17 protein-coding genes are annotated in these 14947 nt (G+C 56.3%); 12 read left to right on the top strand and 5 right to left on the bottom strand.

What is annotated here, in order from left to right:
* The first annotated feature begins 47 nt into the window (after window positions 1-47).
* Window positions 48-776 carry a cytochrome c biogenesis protein CcdA gene (locus E3E51_RS04040; protein ID WP_167911841.1) on the top strand — a complete coding sequence of 243 codons (729 nt, stop codon included), beginning with the start codon at window positions 48-50 and terminating at the stop codon, window positions 774-776.
* Here E3E51_RS04040 and E3E51_RS04045 read toward each other — a convergent pair.
* The 3 genes from E3E51_RS04045 to E3E51_RS04055 form a co-directional block, all read right to left on the bottom strand.
* On the bottom strand, window positions 768-1115 hold the full coding sequence (locus E3E51_RS04045) for a thioredoxin family protein (RefSeq protein WP_167911842.1): 348 nt from the start codon (window positions 1113-1115) through the stop codon (window positions 768-770). The genes E3E51_RS04040 and E3E51_RS04045 overlap by 9 nt on opposite strands.
* Before the next feature lie 68 nt (window positions 1116-1183).
* Window positions 1184-1996, bottom strand: coding sequence for a hypothetical protein (locus tag E3E51_RS04050; RefSeq protein WP_167912129.1), 813 nt, complete (start codon window positions 1994-1996; stop codon window positions 1184-1186).
* A gap of 71 nt (window positions 1997-2067) precedes the next feature.
* The gene (locus tag E3E51_RS04055) at window positions 2068-2454 is read right to left on the bottom strand and encodes an ArsR family transcriptional regulator (RefSeq protein ID WP_167911843.1); all 387 of its coding nucleotides are present in this window, start codon (window positions 2452-2454) and stop codon (window positions 2068-2070) included.
* A 172-nt stretch (window positions 2455-2626) separates the two neighbouring features.
* Here E3E51_RS04055 and hcp point away from each other — a divergent pair, with 172 nt between their 5' ends.
* Window positions 2627-3994 carry a hydroxylamine reductase gene (gene hcp, locus E3E51_RS04060; RefSeq protein ID WP_167911844.1) on the top strand — a complete coding sequence of 456 codons (1368 nt, stop codon included), beginning with the start codon at window positions 2627-2629 and terminating at the stop codon, window positions 3992-3994.
* A gap of 4 nt (window positions 3995-3998) precedes the next feature.
* Here hcp and E3E51_RS04065 read toward each other — a convergent pair whose 3' ends face one another.
* Complete coding sequence (locus E3E51_RS04065; RefSeq protein WP_167911845.1) at window positions 3999-4478, bottom strand: DUF1858 domain-containing protein; 480 nt, start codon at window positions 4476-4478, stop codon at window positions 3999-4001.
* 111 nt (window positions 4479-4589) lie between these two features.
* Here E3E51_RS04065 and E3E51_RS04070 point away from each other — a divergent pair, with 111 nt between their 5' ends.
* The 8 genes from E3E51_RS04070 (at window position 4590) to E3E51_RS04105 (ending at window position 11617) form a co-directional block, all read left to right on the top strand.
* On the top strand, window positions 4590-5930 hold the full coding sequence (locus E3E51_RS04070; protein ID WP_167912130.1) for a DUF438 domain-containing protein: 1341 nt from the start codon (window positions 4590-4592) through the stop codon (window positions 5928-5930).
* 1 nt (window position 5931) lies between these two features.
* Complete coding sequence (locus tag E3E51_RS04075; RefSeq protein WP_167911846.1) at window positions 5932-6243, top strand: cupin domain-containing protein; 312 nt, start codon at window positions 5932-5934, stop codon at window positions 6241-6243.
* Window positions 6244-7320: a Xaa-Pro peptidase family protein gene (locus tag E3E51_RS04080; RefSeq protein ID WP_167911847.1), complete on the top strand. Its 1077-nt coding sequence runs from the start codon at window positions 6244-6246 to the stop codon at window positions 7318-7320. It begins immediately after the preceding gene.
* Window positions 7321-7596: 276 nt separating this feature from the next.
* Window positions 7597-7824, top strand: coding sequence for a FeoA family protein (locus tag E3E51_RS04085; RefSeq protein WP_050003315.1), 228 nt, complete (start codon window positions 7597-7599; stop codon window positions 7822-7824).
* Window positions 7811-8038: a FeoA family protein gene (locus tag E3E51_RS04090; RefSeq protein WP_167911848.1), complete on the top strand. Its 228-nt coding sequence runs from the start codon at window positions 7811-7813 to the stop codon at window positions 8036-8038. Before E3E51_RS04085 ends, E3E51_RS04090 begins: the two co-directional genes overlap by 14 nt.
* Window positions 8035-10029 (top strand): ferrous iron transport protein B, encoded by a 1995-nt coding sequence (gene feoB / locus E3E51_RS04095; protein WP_167911849.1) that lies wholly within the window; start codon window positions 8035-8037, stop codon window positions 10027-10029. The genes E3E51_RS04090 and feoB overlap by 4 nt, the downstream gene beginning before the upstream one ends.
* Window positions 10026-10439: a hypothetical protein gene (locus E3E51_RS04100; RefSeq protein ID WP_167911850.1), complete on the top strand. Its 414-nt coding sequence runs from the start codon at window positions 10026-10028 to the stop codon at window positions 10437-10439. The genes feoB and E3E51_RS04100 overlap by 4 nt, the downstream gene beginning before the upstream one ends.
* Entirely contained in the window at window positions 10427-11617 is a 1191-nt protein-coding gene (locus E3E51_RS04105) for a radical SAM protein (protein WP_167911851.1), read from the top strand. The genes E3E51_RS04100 and E3E51_RS04105 overlap by 13 nt, the downstream gene beginning before the upstream one ends.
* Here the strand turns inward: E3E51_RS04105 and E3E51_RS04110 are convergent.
* The gene (locus E3E51_RS04110) at window positions 11614-12075 is read right to left on the bottom strand and encodes an Lrp/AsnC family transcriptional regulator (RefSeq protein WP_167911852.1); all 462 of its coding nucleotides are present in this window, start codon (window positions 12073-12075) and stop codon (window positions 11614-11616) included. The two genes, E3E51_RS04105 and E3E51_RS04110, sit on opposite strands and share 4 nt — an antisense overlap.
* 116 nt (window positions 12076-12191) lie before the next feature.
* Here E3E51_RS04110 and E3E51_RS04115 point away from each other — a divergent pair, with 116 nt between their 5' ends.
* Window positions 12192-13535 carry a leucine/methionine racemase gene (locus tag E3E51_RS04115; protein ID WP_167911853.1) on the top strand — a complete coding sequence of 448 codons (1344 nt, stop codon included), beginning with the start codon at window positions 12192-12194 and terminating at the stop codon, window positions 13533-13535.
* A gap of 76 nt (window positions 13536-13611) precedes the next feature.
* Window positions 13612-14913, top strand: a complete 1302-nt coding sequence (locus E3E51_RS04120) for a uracil-xanthine permease family protein (RefSeq protein WP_167911854.1) — start codon at window positions 13612-13614, stop codon at window positions 14911-14913.
* Window positions 14914-14947 lie beyond the last annotated feature (34 nt).

A 14947-nucleotide genomic window follows, 5' to 3' on the forward strand; every position in this document is an offset into this window, starting at 1 on the left:
CTTTTTGTTTTAGAAAGCCACAAAAAGACCTGCGATAACTTTCTACCATGAGGAGTGAGATAAAGGGTCTGGCGCTCATAGTCCTTGCATCCTTCGGGATAAGCTCCCTGGCACTGTGGGCACTGGGCATGACCAGCTTCATCCCCCAGTTCTTCACCCTTGCGATGACTGACTCCATAAACCCGTGCACGTTCGTCATATACACCATGCTCCTCATAGCCCTCTCGGTCAGGGAGATTTCCAAGAGACGGCTCTACCTCATAGGTGCCGCTTTCATAGCCGCCGTTTACATGTCCTACTACCTGCTGGGCGTCGGCCTGCTCTATTTCGCCGGCTACCTGCCCCTGTGGGTCGCGGGAGTTGCCGCGATAATCTTTGGGGTCTACACCATAGCAACCGGGCTGATGGAGAAGTCGCGCATAGCTGACAAAAAGGGCGTCAAGAGGAGGATATTCAGCAGCGACGCAACCGCCATTGGGGCTTTTACGCTTGGAGTTATAGTCTCGACAACCCTCCTTCCATGTTCCGCGGGCAGTTACCTCGTTTACGCGATAATAATCTCAAAGGCAGGCAAGGCGCTCGCTTTCCTCCTGCTGGCCCTGTACAACCTGGTGTTCGTGCTTCCGCTGGTGATCATACTGCTTGCCATGGGGAGCGTCACGGAGAGCAAGCGCTTCTCCCAGGCGATGGTGAGGAGGGGCAGGGAGCTTTCGGTCATAGCCGGGATACTGCTGATAGCCATCGGAGTCTGGGTTCTTACGGGCGCCTCACTCTAAACCCAGCTTTTCTCTCACCCTTCTCTCGAATTCGGCAAAGTTCGGAACTCCAATGAACTCCACCCTGTTGTCTATGAGTATCGTGGGAGTTCCCATTATGTTGTGCTCCATGGCTTTCCTCTGGCCTTCGGGAGTGGCCACGCTCAGTTCCCTCGCTATGACGCCCTCGTATTTTCTCTCAAGCTCCTGAGCCATTGCCCAGGCTATCGGGCAGTATGGACAGCCGGGTGACGTTATGACCTCGATGACTACCTTTCTCTTCGGCTTGACCTCCATCATTCCCGCCTTCTTCATGAGTTCGAGCATCTTCTTTCTCCTTATCATCTCAAGCTCGTCCATCCTCTCACCCCCGTCAGAAAAGAGAAAGGAATGGGTTTAAAAAGGAATTCTTGAAAAAAGCTTCAATCTCAGAACGCCCCGCTTCCAGGGCCGCATATCTTTGCGAAAGGACAGACCGAGCAGTCCTCGGTGTACGGCTTGAGGTATGGCTCGCCCTTGATGGCCTTCGTTATCTCCTTCGCCCGCTCCATTGCCTCATCGTCCCCCTCAAGGACGAGGGTGACGCTTCCTTCAGCTCCGCCCGCTCCGCCTGCCGCTATCGGAATCGCCTCCACGTCCGCCAGAATCCTGTAGGCTTCAACCTCCGTAACGGGGTGGGAGTGCGGTATCGGCACTAGGGCTGAGTAAAGCCCGGTTCCCCAGTCGAAGGAGTAGATGCCGGTGAGCTTGGCGCTCTCCTCGACCGGCGTCGGCACGAACTTCTCAAGGCTTACAGGTGTTATCGTGAAGACGCCCTTGGTTATAGTCCATCCAAAGGTTTTTCCTATCGTTCCCCCGTCGGGAGCCGCTGCAAAAACTGCCACGTTCCAGTTGATGTCGATCGCGTTGGCACCTTTGATAAAGACGTCCTTCGGCCCCATCCTCTTGAGGGCCTCCAGAGGATCGTCGAAGGGCTCTCCCTTGTACAGAACAAGGTGCTTGGGCCAGGTTGCCTTTGGGGTAACGCAGGTTCTTCCCTTACTGATAATGCCGACGGTCCACTTCTCCTTCTCTATCTTCTCTCCGAGTATCTCCTCGGCCACATAGGCGGCTGTTGTGCCGGTGGCTATGTAAACGAAGCCGTGTTTGAGGGCGTGCTGAACTTCGGGCATGGCAACGACGGCCTTTGCGATGAGCTTTTTGCTCTCGGGTGGGGTAAGGGTAACCAGGGCCCTTTTCATAAGAATCACCGACATTAAAATCTCCATCGAAACATATTAACTTTCCCTTAGCCGAACCGAGAAGCCTTAGCTCAGCCGAAAAGTTCGAGGCATACGCTGCATTCCGCGGGATTCACCTCTGGATCGATTTTTGAATGGAACTGGCAGACGTATCCCTTTCCAAGCATCTCGACGGAGATTTCCACCAGCTTCCTGTGTACCTTGTACTCACTCGGTTTTTTCTTAATGATCTCGTCGGCAAATGAACGAAGCTCGTTATCTATGTCTGGAAACTGGGAAACGTCCATCAATGCGCCCCTGTCCATCCGGAGATAGCGGGAAACCGCCGACTGGGTTATGTGGAGAAGCTGGGCTATCTCGGTCTGCTTCAGGCCGTTTTCGTAGAGTATCTCAACAAGCCTCCGCCTGAGTGAGGGATACACGTAGCGCGAGGCCACTTCGAAAGCGTTGGTCTTCATGGTATCCTTTATGACGCGTGGAATATTTAAACCTTTCTGCCAAGCCTTTTGGGATGTTGTTATGACATAAGTCATATAACCCCTTTAGGTTAAGAAACCGCAAGATTTTTATGAAGGTCACTTCATCTATAATCGAAGGATATGACACGTGTCATAAAAGGAGGGATTGAAGATGATAAAGGTGCCTGAGAATTTGGACATGCTCTGCAACCAGTGCTCGATGAGTCTGGCCGGAGGATGTACGGTAAGGGGAGTCTGCGGTAAAGACCCCGACCTCAACTCGCTCCAGGAGGCCCTTCTGTACGGTATAAAGGGAACCGCGGCCTACTACTACCACGCCCTTGAGGTCGGCTACGACGACCCTAGAATAGGTCACTTTTTGGCTGAGGCGCTTTACTCGACCCTGACCAACGTGAACTTCGACAAAAACCGCTTCCTTGAGCTTATCCTCGAAAACGGAAGGGTTCACCTTGAGGCCATGAAGCTCCTCGACAAAGCTTACGTTGAAACCTTCGGAAGGCCTGAGCCGGTTGAAGTTCCGACCGGAACGGCCGACGGGCACGGCATACTCGTTACCGGCCACAGCTACAAAGCCCTGCACGAACTCCTCAGGCAGATTGAAGAGATGGGCCTTGAGGAAGAGCTCAAGGTTTACACCCACGCGGAGATGTTCCCAGCCCATGCATACCCCGAGCTGAGGAAGTTCAAAGCGCTTTACGGCAACTGGGGAGGCTCGTGGCTCTACCAGAAGAAGGAATTCGCGGAGTTTCCGGGAGTGATCCTGGGAACAAGCAACTGTGTCCAGCAGCCGACGAAGGCGTATCAGGATAGAATCTTCACCGTCGGAATAGCGGGCCTTGAGGGAGTTCCCCACATCGAGGACTACAACTTCGAGCCGCTCATAAAGCGCGCCCTTGAGACGCCGAAGATGCAGGCTTACGACGGCGGAAAGCTCCTCACCGGCTTCCACCACACTAACGTCCTCGCCATGAAGGACAAACTGATAGAGCTCATCCAGGAGGGCAAGATAAGGCACATCTTCGTCGTGGGCGGCTGTGATACGCCGCACAAGGGCATGGGCTACTACGAGAGGCTCACCGAGCTGATTCCAAAGGATGCGCTGATACTCTCCGCGGCATGCGGCAAGTTCCGCTACAACAGGCGCAACTACGGCGAAATCGAGGGGATTCCGAGGTTCCTCGACTTCGGCCAGTGCAACAACGTGTACTCAATAATCGAGATTGCAATAGCACTCGCGAACGAGCTCGGAACGGATGTGAACTCCCTGCCGGTAAGCATAGTTCTGAGCTGGATGGAGCAGAAGGCCATAGCGATACTCTACTCGCTCCTCTACCTGGGAATCAAAGGCATCTACATCGGACCGAAGCCGCCGGAGTTTCTGACTCAGGGGGTCTTTGAAATCCTTAGGAGGCAGTTTGACCTCAGGCTTATCGGTGACCCGGAGGCTGACCTCAGGGACATGCTGAGCAGGGGAACAAAGGTAGAAGAGGGTTCGCCCCTCGCTGAGGAGCTTGATTGATTTTTTACTTTTTCTTTTCCAGCCCTTTCAGTTCTTCCATCATCTCTTTGAACTTCTCGTCGTTCATTCCGATGAGTCTCTTGGCATCCCTCAGGGTTATCGTCCTCGCGAGGGTCTTTCTCATCTCGGGATTCTCAAGGGGCGAGAAGCCGTACTTCACCAGGATTTTGAGGGATTCCGGATAGGTCTTTAGGAGCTTGCCCACGTTGGTTTCCTCCGTTATTTTGTCCAGCTTATCGTCGCACTCCTTGACTTCCATCGTAAGCTCCTTGGAGTTCTCGGTCTTGGTTATCCTGAGCACGAATGCCCCGCCAACTTCTTTCAGTTCAACCCGATAACCGGCTTCCTCAAGTTTTCCCAGCATGTCAACGAAGGGCTTGTCGCCTATGACTTCAAGCGTTTCCCCCACCTGAAGCTTTCCGAGGGACTGGATTATCATAACCGCCGGCTGGGGAGGCTGTAACCCACGAACGTCAAGCATCATTTTTCATCACCGTTCCCTCCTATGACATGCGGCATATAAAGATTGTTGGGCAAATCTGCCCAGAAACGCTTAAAAGTACCCAGTATGACACTTGTCATGAAGGTGATAAAGATGACTGAGTTGCTGAAGAATCGCGAATACAAGAAGGAGCAGCTGAAGAAGCTTCTCCTTAGAATTCACGCGGGAGAGGACGTGAATAAACTCAAGGACGAATTCCGCCAGGTTTTGAGCGGCATTTCACCCCTTGAGATTCCAATCATAGAGCAGGAGCTCGTGAAGGAGGGAATCTCCGCTAAGGACATAGCGAAGATGTGCGACCTGCACGTTGAGCTGTTCAGGGAAGCGGTTGCCGGAACGGAGGAGCTTGAGGAGAAAGACCTGCCCGACGGACACCCGCTCAAGACGCTCTACCTCGAAAACAAGGAGATAATGAAGGACGCCGAGATGCTCAACCTCTACGCGAGGACTTTGGCAACCACCAAGGACGAGCGCATGAGGAAGGAAATCCTCGGTGTCCTGGAGGAGATAGTGGGCAACCTCAGAAAGGTCGGCTTCACCCACTACAACCGGGAGGAGATGCTCACCTTCCCGTACATCGAGCGCCGCGGTCTGACCGCGATAGCGACGGTTCTCTGGACGAAGCACGACGAGATAAGGTTCATGATAAAGAGGCTTGCCGAGCTTTTGAGGAAGAGGGACGAGATTCCCTGGGAGGAGTTCGTTGAACGCTTTAAGGAAAAGGCCGGCGAGGCTTCATTCGCGCTGAGCGACATGGTCTTCAGGGAGAACAACATCTACTACCCAACCCTCAGGGCGCTGCTCACAGATGGCGAGTGGAAGGCAATAAGAATGCAGGAGGATGAGATCGGTTATTACAAGGTCAACCCCCCCGCTTGGGACCCCGGCGAGGACGTTAAACCGCTCCATCCATGGGAAATCGACCCTGAACTGAGCGTCGAGGAACTTTTGAACCTTCCAAAGGAGGTTCAGCAGGCATTGAAGGGCAGGCCGCTGGAATTCGACAAGTCTCAGCTCATGAGAGAGGGCGACATCGACCTCGGAACGGGCTTCGTCAGCCTGGAAGAGCTGAAGGCGATATTCGAGGCCCTTCCGGTCGATGTGACCTTCATCGACAAGGACGACCGCGTTCGCTTCTTCTCTCCGGGCGAGAGAATATTCACAAGAACCCCCTCCGTGCTCGGGAGGCCCGTCCAGCTCTGCCACCCGCCGAAGAGCGTCCACATAGTCAACAAGATACTCAAGGCATTCAAGGAGGGCAGAAAGAAGGAGGCAACCTTCTGGCTCAGGCTCGGACCGAAGTACGTTTACATAAAATACGTGCCTCTCTTTGACAAGGAGGGCAACTATCTGGGAACCCTTGAAATGACCATGGACATCGAGCCGTATAAAAGGATTGAGGGCGAGAAGAGACTGCTGGACTGGAGGGATTGAGATGATAGTTGTTAGGGTTGAAGACGCCCCGCGGGTTGACAACCCCCACGGAGTGGACGTGAGAAAGCTGATGGATGAGAAAAGTGCCCAGATATTTTACATAACCCTGAAGCCGGGGGAGAGCCTGAAGAGACACACAACGCCGGTTGATGCGTTCATCTATGTCCTTAAGGGCAGGGGCATCGTAGAGGTCGGTGATGAGAGGGCAGAGGTTAAGAAGGGAACCGCCGTATATCTCCCGAAGGAAGTGCCGCACGCGGTCTCCAACGGGGGAAGCCTCGACATGACATTCCTCGTTATCAAGGTGATGTAAATGCGCGGAAATCCTGAAATTTTCAAAAGACGGGTGGAGCGCTTTCAGGAACTCCTCAGGGAGAACGAGATAGATGGAGCGGTTATCAGAACCCTTTCCAGCTTCATATATTTCACCGGAACCAAGTGGCTCAGGCCGAGCCTCCTCATCCCGGCGGAGGGCGAACCCGTGGTTTACGTCGTCAAAGGTGAGGCGGAGCTTTTCAGGGAGAAGAGCTGGATTGAAAACGTTGTGGAGTTCCAAAAGGTAGAGGACCTTATGGCCGGTGTCGTAAGCTGGATCCACAGGAACGGGATGAGCAGGGTCGGCCTTGAGTTTGGCGTTGAGAGGGACGCCTACCTGATATTCCTCAAGATATTCGAGCGCCTCAACCCCACGATTGAGATAGTTGACGTTCTTGACCTCACAATGAGCCTGAGGATGGTGAAGGATGACTGGGAACTGGACAACATCAGGAAGGCAGGGAAGATAGCCGTTAAGGGAATGAAGGTCGCCGAGGAGGTCATAAAGCCCGGACTGAGTGAGCTTGAGATAGCGGCGGAGGTAGTCAAGGAGCTCATGCTCAACGGAAGCGAGGATCCCAAGGTCTACGTTTCAACTACGCCCAGGGCTCATGCCGAACCGTTCCGCGACCTGAGGGTTCCGGAGAACGGCGTCGTTACCGTCGTCATCGGGGCGGACTGGAACAGCTATTATGCTAACATGGCCAGAACCTTCATCGTTGGAGAGCCGGGCGAAAGGGTCAGAAGGGCCATTGAAGTCAAGGAAGAGGCCTACAGGATTGCGCTTGAGGAAACTAAGGTTGGAGTTCCACTGAGCGCCGTCGAGAAGAAGCTCGCGAACTTCTTTAAGGAGAAGGGATTCGCCGACGCTTACATAGCCGGCTACACCCACGGTGTCGGCCTTCTCATCGAGGAGCCGCCTATAGCGACGATAGTCGTCCCCCAGAGGGCCGCAAAGGTTCAGGAAAACATGGTTCTGACGGTTATCCACTCGCCGCTGATGATTCCGGAGGGCGCGATAAAGCACGAAGACACTTACATCGTCAAAAAGGATGGGCTTGAGAGGGTAACCTGAGGGGCATTCCCTGTTCATTTTTCTCCCGCAGGTTCCGGCACCGTACACCGGTGTGGCCCAAATTTTGCAAAGGCACACATTATCCCCCGCTTCTTTATAAACCCCGGTTTTTCTTTTTTGCCTGCCGAGTTTGATTAGGTTGGCCTAATTATCACCTATTTTAACTTCAAAGGTTACTTTTACAAATAGAAAGACTTTTAAGGTGCCCTAATTCATATTGCCACGTTGTTAGGAAAGCCTAACTACAATCGCCAGCCTTGTACAGGAGGTGGTTCGATGCGGCTGGACGAAGTTCCCGTCGGTTCGACCGTCAGGGTAAGGAAGCTCTGCGGGGGCCCGATACTGAAGTTCATGGAGATGGGGGTGCTCCCGGGAACTGAAGTGAGGGTTCTCAAGAAGGCGCCGCTCGGTGACCCGATAGAGGTGGAGCTCCGGGGCTACCGCCTGTCGCTCAGGAAGGAGGAAGCGGAGTGCCTGGAGGTGGTTCCCTGTGGTTCCCCTTAACTTTATCGAGCCGGGGAGGCGCGTCAGGCTCGTCAGGGTCTGGGGGAGGGGAATATCCGAAAGGCTCGCCGAGATGGGCCTCCACCCAGGAAGCGACCTCAGAGTGGTAAGAAACAGCTTCTCCGGCCCCCTCGTTGTCGAGGTCAAGGGCGTTCAGGTGGCGCTCGGCAGGGGCGTTTCCTCAAGAATCTACGTTGAGGTGATCGGGGAATGAAGGAAGTCACGATAGCGATAATAGGCAACCCCAACGTCGGAAAAACGACAGTCTTCAACGCTCTGACCGGGATGAGGCACAAGGTGGCCAACTGGCCCGGCGTCACGGTGGAGAAGAAGGAGGGCCGCTTCACCCACGGAGGGGTTGGGTTTCACATCGTTGACCTGCCCGGGGTCTACAGCCTCTCCGCCCGCTCCGTTGACGAAAGGATTGCGAGGAACTTCATACTCGAAGAGAGGCCTTCCCTGATAATCGACGTTGTGGACGCATCAAACCTCGAAAGAAACCTCTACCTCCTTCTTCAGATCCTTGAGATGGGTGTGCCCGTGGTCGTGGCACTCAACAAGATGGATTCCGCTGAGGAGAAGGGGCTGAAGATAGACCCCAGAAGGTTGGGGGAGAGGCTCCGCATTCCGGTTGTCCCGCTCGTGGCCACGAGGGGCGAAGGGGTTGAGGGGCTGAAGGACGCGGTTTTGTCTGCCTGCCGCAGCGGCGCAAAACCAAAACCGCCCACCTACCCGGGTTTTGAGGGGCATGTGAGGCGCCTGTCGGCGCTCCTCAACGGAAAGGTGGAAAACCCCACGTGGGTCGCGTTAAGGCTCCTTGAGGACGATGATGAAGTCAGGGAAATTGTGAAGGAAAGGGCGCCGGAGGCGCTCGATGAGTACAGGAAAATTCTGAGGGAAGAGGGTAAAACGGAGGAGGAGCTCCTGCTCGCGCTTGCGGACGCGCGCTACCGGCTCGCGGCGGAGATTGCAGGGTATGCCATCCTTGAGAGAAGGGAGCGGATGACGGTCTCGGATATGCTCGATGAGGTGTTCCTCCACAGGTGGCTCGGGATACCGGTCTTCGTCGCCCTTGTGTGGATGGCGTTCAAGTTCGCCTTCGACATAGCCGGGCCCTTTGTGGATGCTGTCGATGCGCTGTTCGCATGGCTCGGGGAGGTTGCCGGAGAGCACATAGGCAACGAAATGCTCTCCTCGCTCGTGGCCGATGGAATAATAGCCGGCGTTGGGAGCGTCCTCGTTTTCGTCCCCCAGATAGCCTTCCTGTTCCTTGCCTTCGCGTGGCTTGAGGACTCCGGCTATATGGCGAGGGCCGCTTTTGTGATGGACAGGGTCATGAAGAAGTTCGGGCTTCACGGCAAGTCCCTGATCCCCCTGCTCCTCGGCTTCAGCTGCAACGTTCCGGCGATAATGGCCACGAGGACCATCGAGGACGAGAAGGACAGAATCCTCACCGTGCTCGTCAATCCGCTCATGTCCTGCAGCGCCCGTCTGCCGGTCTACGCCCTCTTCGCAGGGGCATTCTTCGCGGGCAGGGAGGGCAGCGTTGTCACCGCGATGTACTTCCTCGGGATAGCCCTTGCGCTCGTGATGGCCTGGCTCTTCAGGAGGGCCATTTTCGGTGGCGAGCCCTCCTACTTCGTCATGGAACTCCCGCCCTACAACCGGCCCAACTGGGGCTTAATTCTCGGGGTGACCTGGGAGAGGACAAAGAAGTTCCTCGCCAAGGCAGGCACGGTAATCTTCGGCACGGTCGTCCTGATATGGCTCCTGAGCGTTTTCGGGCCCGGCGGCTACATCGGGCCGGGGGCCTTTGAGAGCGGGGAGACGCTCTCGAAGTCATGGGTGGCCTGGATCGGCCGCGCCCTTGAGCCGCTCTTCAGCCCCCTTGGATGGAACTGGAAGGCCGTGGTCGGCCTCGTCTTCGGACTCCTTGCCAAGGAGGTGGTCGTGGGAACCCTTGGCATCCTCCACGGGGTCGGCGAGGAGGGCCTCGGGGAGGTGCTTGCCGCGAGCGGTGACTTCACTCCCGTTTCGGCCTTCGCGTACATGGCCTTCGTTTTGATTTACGTGCCCTGCATAGCCACCATTGGAGCAATAAAGGGCGAGATAGGCGGCAAATGGGCGGCCTTTGCGGTGGCCTACGGGATAGTGCTGGCCTACGCAGTTGCCCTTCTTATAGTTGCAGGGGGTGCTCTGATATGAACACGAAGAACACCGGAATAACGTGTGCCGTACTTGGCACCACATTCCTGCTCGCGGGGTTTGCTGAGATGCTGGCCTTCGCAGGGGCTGTTACTTCAGAGGCGCCCGCCCTCAGCGGGGACTTTTTCACCGGCTTTGTCCTGCTGACGATAGGAGCCGTCTTTCTGACCGGTGTCCCAAAGGCCCGGAAGGGGGAGAGCAGGAGCGTTGCCTACCTCTACTCCGGCCTGCTCCTCGGCCTCGGTCTCCTCGCGGTGGGTGCCTTTTACACCCTCGCCGATTTCGTCGGCACCGCCGTGGTTGAGGGCCAGCCATGGAGCCCCCGTGTGCCGCTCTACCTGCTGCTCGGCGTTGTCTCGGGCCTAATCTACATCCCCGTTAGAAAGGGGGTGAGGGAATGGACTGGATAAAGACCCACCACAGGGCCCTCTCCCCCCTGCGGCCCTTTTTCAGGGACGTGGACGTCTCGGTTCCCAGGCTCTACCGGAACAGGAAGGGGTTCCTCTACGTCCACGTCCCGTTCTGCACCGGCAACTGCACGTTCTGCATCCTCTACCGGGAGAGGCCAACGGTACCCTATGAGAGGTACGTGAACGCCCTCCTCAGGGAGCTCCGGAACTGTCACTCCTTCAAACCTGTGGTGGTGTACTTCGGCGGGGGTACACCGACCCTCCTTCCCGCGGAGGGGTTCGGGGAGATACTCGACGAAGTCACCTCCAGGACATCGCCGGGAGAAGTCACCGTGGAGAGCACCGTGTCCGAGTTTGACGAGGAGAAGGCCAGGGCCCTCTCGGAGCTTGGGGTGAACAGGATAAGCTTTGGCATCCAGACGTTTGAGGGGCGGAAAAGGGCACTCCTCGGCAGACGTTCCGGGGCGGAGGAGGCCTTTAAAAAGCTCAAACTCGCGATGGAGTACTTTGACGTTGTATCGGTAGACCTCCTCTACGACCTCCCCTTCGGAAATACCCTCTTAGAGGACGTTGAGACAGTTATAAAGCTCGATATCGACGGGCTCTCGATATACCCCCTTGAGCACACGCCACTGACGGCCAAATACCCCCACCCCTCCGTGGAGGAGAACCTGAGGGACTTTCTGTCCGCGGTAACGTTCCTGTACGAGCACGGCTACCGGCACCTCTCGATGAACCACTTCACGAACGGGAGGGACGGTTTCCTCTACTCTGTAACGTTCACGAGGCCTGAGGTGCCCCTCCTCGGTATCGGGCCCGGAGCGGGAGGTCACGTAATGGGGCACCGCATCTTTCATTCTCCGGGAGTGGGGAGGTACCTCTCGAATCCCTACTCGGTGAAGGCGGTTCTTTCCGGGGCTTTCGACTTTGAGCGGTTTGCATCGCGGCTTTTCGAGGGGAGGCTTACCTTTGATACCTTCAGGCTGGAGGACTTCCCCTCGCTGGCCATCGCGGAGGAAAGGGGATGGGTCGAGGTAAGGGGCAAAACCGCCCTTTTAACGCCCCTCGGCCTCTTCTGGGCGAACACCCTCGCCTATCTGATGTGCCTCGACTACGTCCGTACGAGGCTCGAAGCGGCGCTCGGAGAAGCTGAAGTCGGGGGTGAAGCGGCCCCCTAAAACACCCTCGCGTAGCCCCACTTCCGGACGCTCGTGAGGATTGAGGTTTCGGTGCTCCTCAGCCCCTCTATTTTTCCGAGCTTTTCTATGAGGAAGCTCTCAAGCTCCTGGAGGTCCTTAACGGTCACCTGCATGAGTATATCGTGCGCCCCGGTCGCTATACCGAGAACGTCCACCTCGGGAAGTTTGCTCAGCTCCTCGGCGGCCTTTTTCACCCTGCTCGGCTCGACATCAACGGCTATGAAAGCGACTATTGAATAGCCGGCCTTGAAGGGGTTTATCAGCGCCGAGAACTTCCTGATGACGCCCCTCTCGACGAGCTTCTTCACGCGCAGCCTGACCGTCGATTCCGGCACCTTGAGGCGTCTCGCTATCTCGGAGTAGCTGGCCCGCCCGTCCTCCTGAAGGATGTGGAGTATCATCCTGTCAAGTTCGTCAAGGTGCTCATTAGTTCGCATTTTTTCACCCCAATTTTTGTCAGTATTTTGCACTACTTTTAATTTTTCTGCGAAATCAGCAAAATTTGGGCGAAATCCCTATTAATTCCAAGCACATATAACAGTACGGTGAGAGCATGGGGTATCCCAAGAACAGGGAGGAAGTCCTGGAGCGCTATTCACGGGTTTTCCCGAGGTCAGCGCGCGTCACCTACGCGCCGATAGTGGGGGTCAAAGCCCGGAACGCCCTCGTCTGGGACATCGAGGGCAGGGAGTACATAGACTTCCTGAGCGATGCGGCAGTCCAGAACGTCGGCCACAACAACCCCCGGGTTGTAGACGCAATAAGGGAGCAGGCGGAGAGGCTGATACACTTCACCTTTATCTACGGCTTCCCGGTTGAGCCGCTCCTCCTGGCTGAAAAGCTCGCCGAGATAGCGCCGATTGAAAATCCAAAGGTCAGCTTCGGAATGACTGGGAGCGACGCCAATGATGGGGCAATAAAACTCGCGAGGGCCTATACACGGAGGAGGACGATACTCAGCTACCTCAGGAGCTACTACGGGGCGACCTACGGCGCGATGAGCATAACAGGCCTTGACTTCGAGGTTCGCTCCATAGTGGGGGAGCTGAGCGGTATTCATTACCTCCCATACCCCAACTGCTACCGCTGTCCCTTCGGGAAGGATCCGAAGACCTGCAAAATGGAGTGTGTCTCATACATCAGGGAGAAGTTCGAGGGGGAGGTCTACGCCGAGGGAACCGCCGCACTCTTCGCCGAACCGATACAGGGCGATGCCGGGATGGTCGTTCCGCCGGAGGGCTACTTCAAAAAGGTGAAGAGAATCCTCGATGAACACGGCATCCTCCTGGCTGTGGACGAGGTTCAGAGCGGCATGGGAAGAACCGGAAGGTGGTTCGCGATAGAGCACTTCGGGGTTGAACCGGACATAATAACCCTCGCGAAGCCCCTCGGGGGAGGACTGCCGATAAGCGCGATAATAGGGCGCTCCGAGGTCATGGAATCCCTTCCCCCGCTCGGCCACACCTTCACCCTCAGCGGCAATCCCGTGACGAGCAGAGCTGCTTTGGCGGTTATCGAGGAGATAGAGGAGAAGGACCTGCTCAGGAGGGCGGAGAAGCTCGGAAAACACACAAAAAGACGGCTCGAAAAGATGAAGGAGGAGCACGAGCTCATCGGCGACGTCCGCGGTTTAGGCCTGATGCTCGGCGTTGACCTTGTGAAGGACAGGGAGACGAAGGAGAGGGCCTATGAAGAGGCCAGAAAGGTCGTCTGGCGTGCCTACGAGCTGGGTCTAGTCCTTGCGTTCCTCCAGGGCAACGTGCTGAGGATTCAGCCTCCCCTCACGATAGAGGAGGACCTCCTTGATGAGGGTCTCGACAGGCTGGAACGGGCCATAGCCGACGTGGAGAACGGTAATGTCCCCGACGAGGTTCTGACGAAGGTTCAGGGCTGGTGATTAACATTTTTCTGTCTATTTCTCCCACTCCCGAAAACTTTTTAAACAAACTTCCACACAGCTTGAGCGGGCTTCAATGGAGACCCTGGAAACCATGAAAGGACAGGTACTGAAGGTTGGAATCGAGGATAAGGTCGAACCTTCAAAGGCTTTGGTTTTTGGCCTTCAGCACGTTCTCGCGATGTTCGGTGCCACCGTCACCGTGCCTCTGGTTGTGGGGGGCGCCGTTGGTCTGAGCGGCTCCGAGATTGCCCTCATGATACAGGCCGTTCTGCTGGCGATGGGCATCGCAACGCTGCTCCAGACGACGATAGGCTCAAGGTATCCAATAGTGCAGGGCTCAAGCTTCGCCTTTATCCCGGGGCTGATAGCGATAGGCTCAAGCCTCGGAATGGCAGCGGTTCAGGGTGCGCTGATCGTTGGGGGTTTGATAGAGGCCGCCATCGGATGGCTCGGGATAATCGGGAAGGTCAGGAGGCTCTTCACCCCGCTGGTCACGGGCGTCACGATAACGCTGATAGGCTTCAGCCTGGCCGACGTCGCGGTTAAGAACTTCTTCAACTTCTACGCCGACCCGTCTGGAGGAACCATTGCCCGGGCAACCCTGGTCGCGGTCGTAACTTTCCTAACGACCGTTATGGTCGCCCTGAAGGCAAAGGGAAGCCTGAAGGCGATGCCGGTCGTTGTGGGTGCCGCGGTCGGCTATCTCGTGAGCGTTCCCCTTGGCCTCGTTAATCTTGACCTCGTGAAAAGCCTGCCGGTCGTGAGCATCCCAAGGCCCTTCCCGTGGGGCGAGCCGGTCTTCGATACCACTGCGATAGTCCTGCTTCTCTTCGCCTTCCTGGTGAGCATCATAGAGAGCGTTGGGGACTACCACGCGATAGCCACCGTTACGGGCTCCGAGGTAACCGGCGGGCACATAGCGAGGGGAATCGGCAGCGAGGGCCTGGCATGTTCGATAGCCGGCCTCCTCGGCGCGTGCGGAACGACGAGCTACTCCGAGAACATAGGCGTCGTTGCCCTGACCAAGGTCGGCAGCAGGTACGTGGTGCAGATAGGGGCGGTTATCCTCATACTGCTCTCCCTGGTTCCGAAGTTCGCGGGAGTTCTGGCGTCAATGCCTGCCCCGGTTCTCGGCGGCCTGACCCTGGCCCTCTACGGAATGATAAGCGTCACGGGGCTGAGGCTGATAAAGGAGAGGGTTGAGTTCAACGACAGGAACACGCTGATACTGGCCGCCGCGCTGATAGCCGGCCTCGGAGCGCCCCAGCTGCCGCAGGAGTTTCTGACGGCCTTCCCGAAGATAGTCGCCAGCATCATGGAGTCTGGAATGGCGGTGGGGGCACTTACAGCTATAGTGCTCGACAGGCTCCTCTGAATTTCTCTTTTTTTATGAAAGACAAAAGAAAAGG

It is taken from the genome of Thermococcus sp. 21S7 (assembly GCF_012027615.1).
GTDB lineage: Archaea > Methanobacteriota_B > Thermococci > Thermococcales > Thermococcaceae > Thermococcus.

Coding starts and splice junctions, on each gene's coding strand:
- E3E51_RS04040 (WP_167911841.1), top strand. CDS start 48: ATGAGGAGTGAGATAAAGGGTCTGGCGCTCATAGTCCTTGCATCCTTC.
- E3E51_RS04045 (WP_167911842.1), bottom strand. CDS start 1,115: ATGGACGAGCTTGAGATGATAAGGAGAAAGAAGATGCTCGAACTCATG.
- E3E51_RS04050 (WP_167912129.1), bottom strand. CDS start 1,996: ATGAAAAGGGCCCTGGTTACCCTTACCCCACCCGAGAGCAAAAAGCTC.
- E3E51_RS04055 (WP_167911843.1), bottom strand. CDS start 2,454: ATGAAGACCAACGCTTTCGAAGTGGCCTCGCGCTACGTGTATCCCTCA.
- hcp (WP_167911844.1), top strand. CDS start 2,627: ATGATAAAGGTGCCTGAGAATTTGGACATGCTCTGCAACCAGTGCTCG.
- E3E51_RS04065 (WP_167911845.1), bottom strand. CDS start 4,478: ATGATGCTTGACGTTCGTGGGTTACAGCCTCCCCAGCCGGCGGTTATG.
- E3E51_RS04070 (WP_167912130.1), top strand. CDS start 4,590: ATGACTGAGTTGCTGAAGAATCGCGAATACAAGAAGGAGCAGCTGAAG.
- E3E51_RS04075 (WP_167911846.1), top strand. CDS start 5,932: ATGATAGTTGTTAGGGTTGAAGACGCCCCGCGGGTTGACAACCCCCAC.
- E3E51_RS04080 (WP_167911847.1), top strand. CDS start 6,244: ATGCGCGGAAATCCTGAAATTTTCAAAAGACGGGTGGAGCGCTTTCAG.
- E3E51_RS04085 (WP_050003315.1), top strand. CDS start 7,597: ATGCGGCTGGACGAAGTTCCCGTCGGTTCGACCGTCAGGGTAAGGAAG.
- feoB (WP_167911849.1), top strand. CDS start 8,035: ATGAAGGAAGTCACGATAGCGATAATAGGCAACCCCAACGTCGGAAAA.
- E3E51_RS04100 (WP_167911850.1), top strand. CDS start 10,026: ATGAACACGAAGAACACCGGAATAACGTGTGCCGTACTTGGCACCACA.
- E3E51_RS04105 (WP_167911851.1), top strand. CDS start 10,427: ATGGACTGGATAAAGACCCACCACAGGGCCCTCTCCCCCCTGCGGCCC.
- E3E51_RS04110 (WP_167911852.1), bottom strand. CDS start 12,075: ATGCGAACTAATGAGCACCTTGACGAACTTGACAGGATGATACTCCAC.
- E3E51_RS04115 (WP_167911853.1), top strand. CDS start 12,192: ATGGGGTATCCCAAGAACAGGGAGGAAGTCCTGGAGCGCTATTCACGG.
- E3E51_RS04120 (WP_167911854.1), top strand. CDS start 13,612: ATGGAGACCCTGGAAACCATGAAAGGACAGGTACTGAAGGTTGGAATC.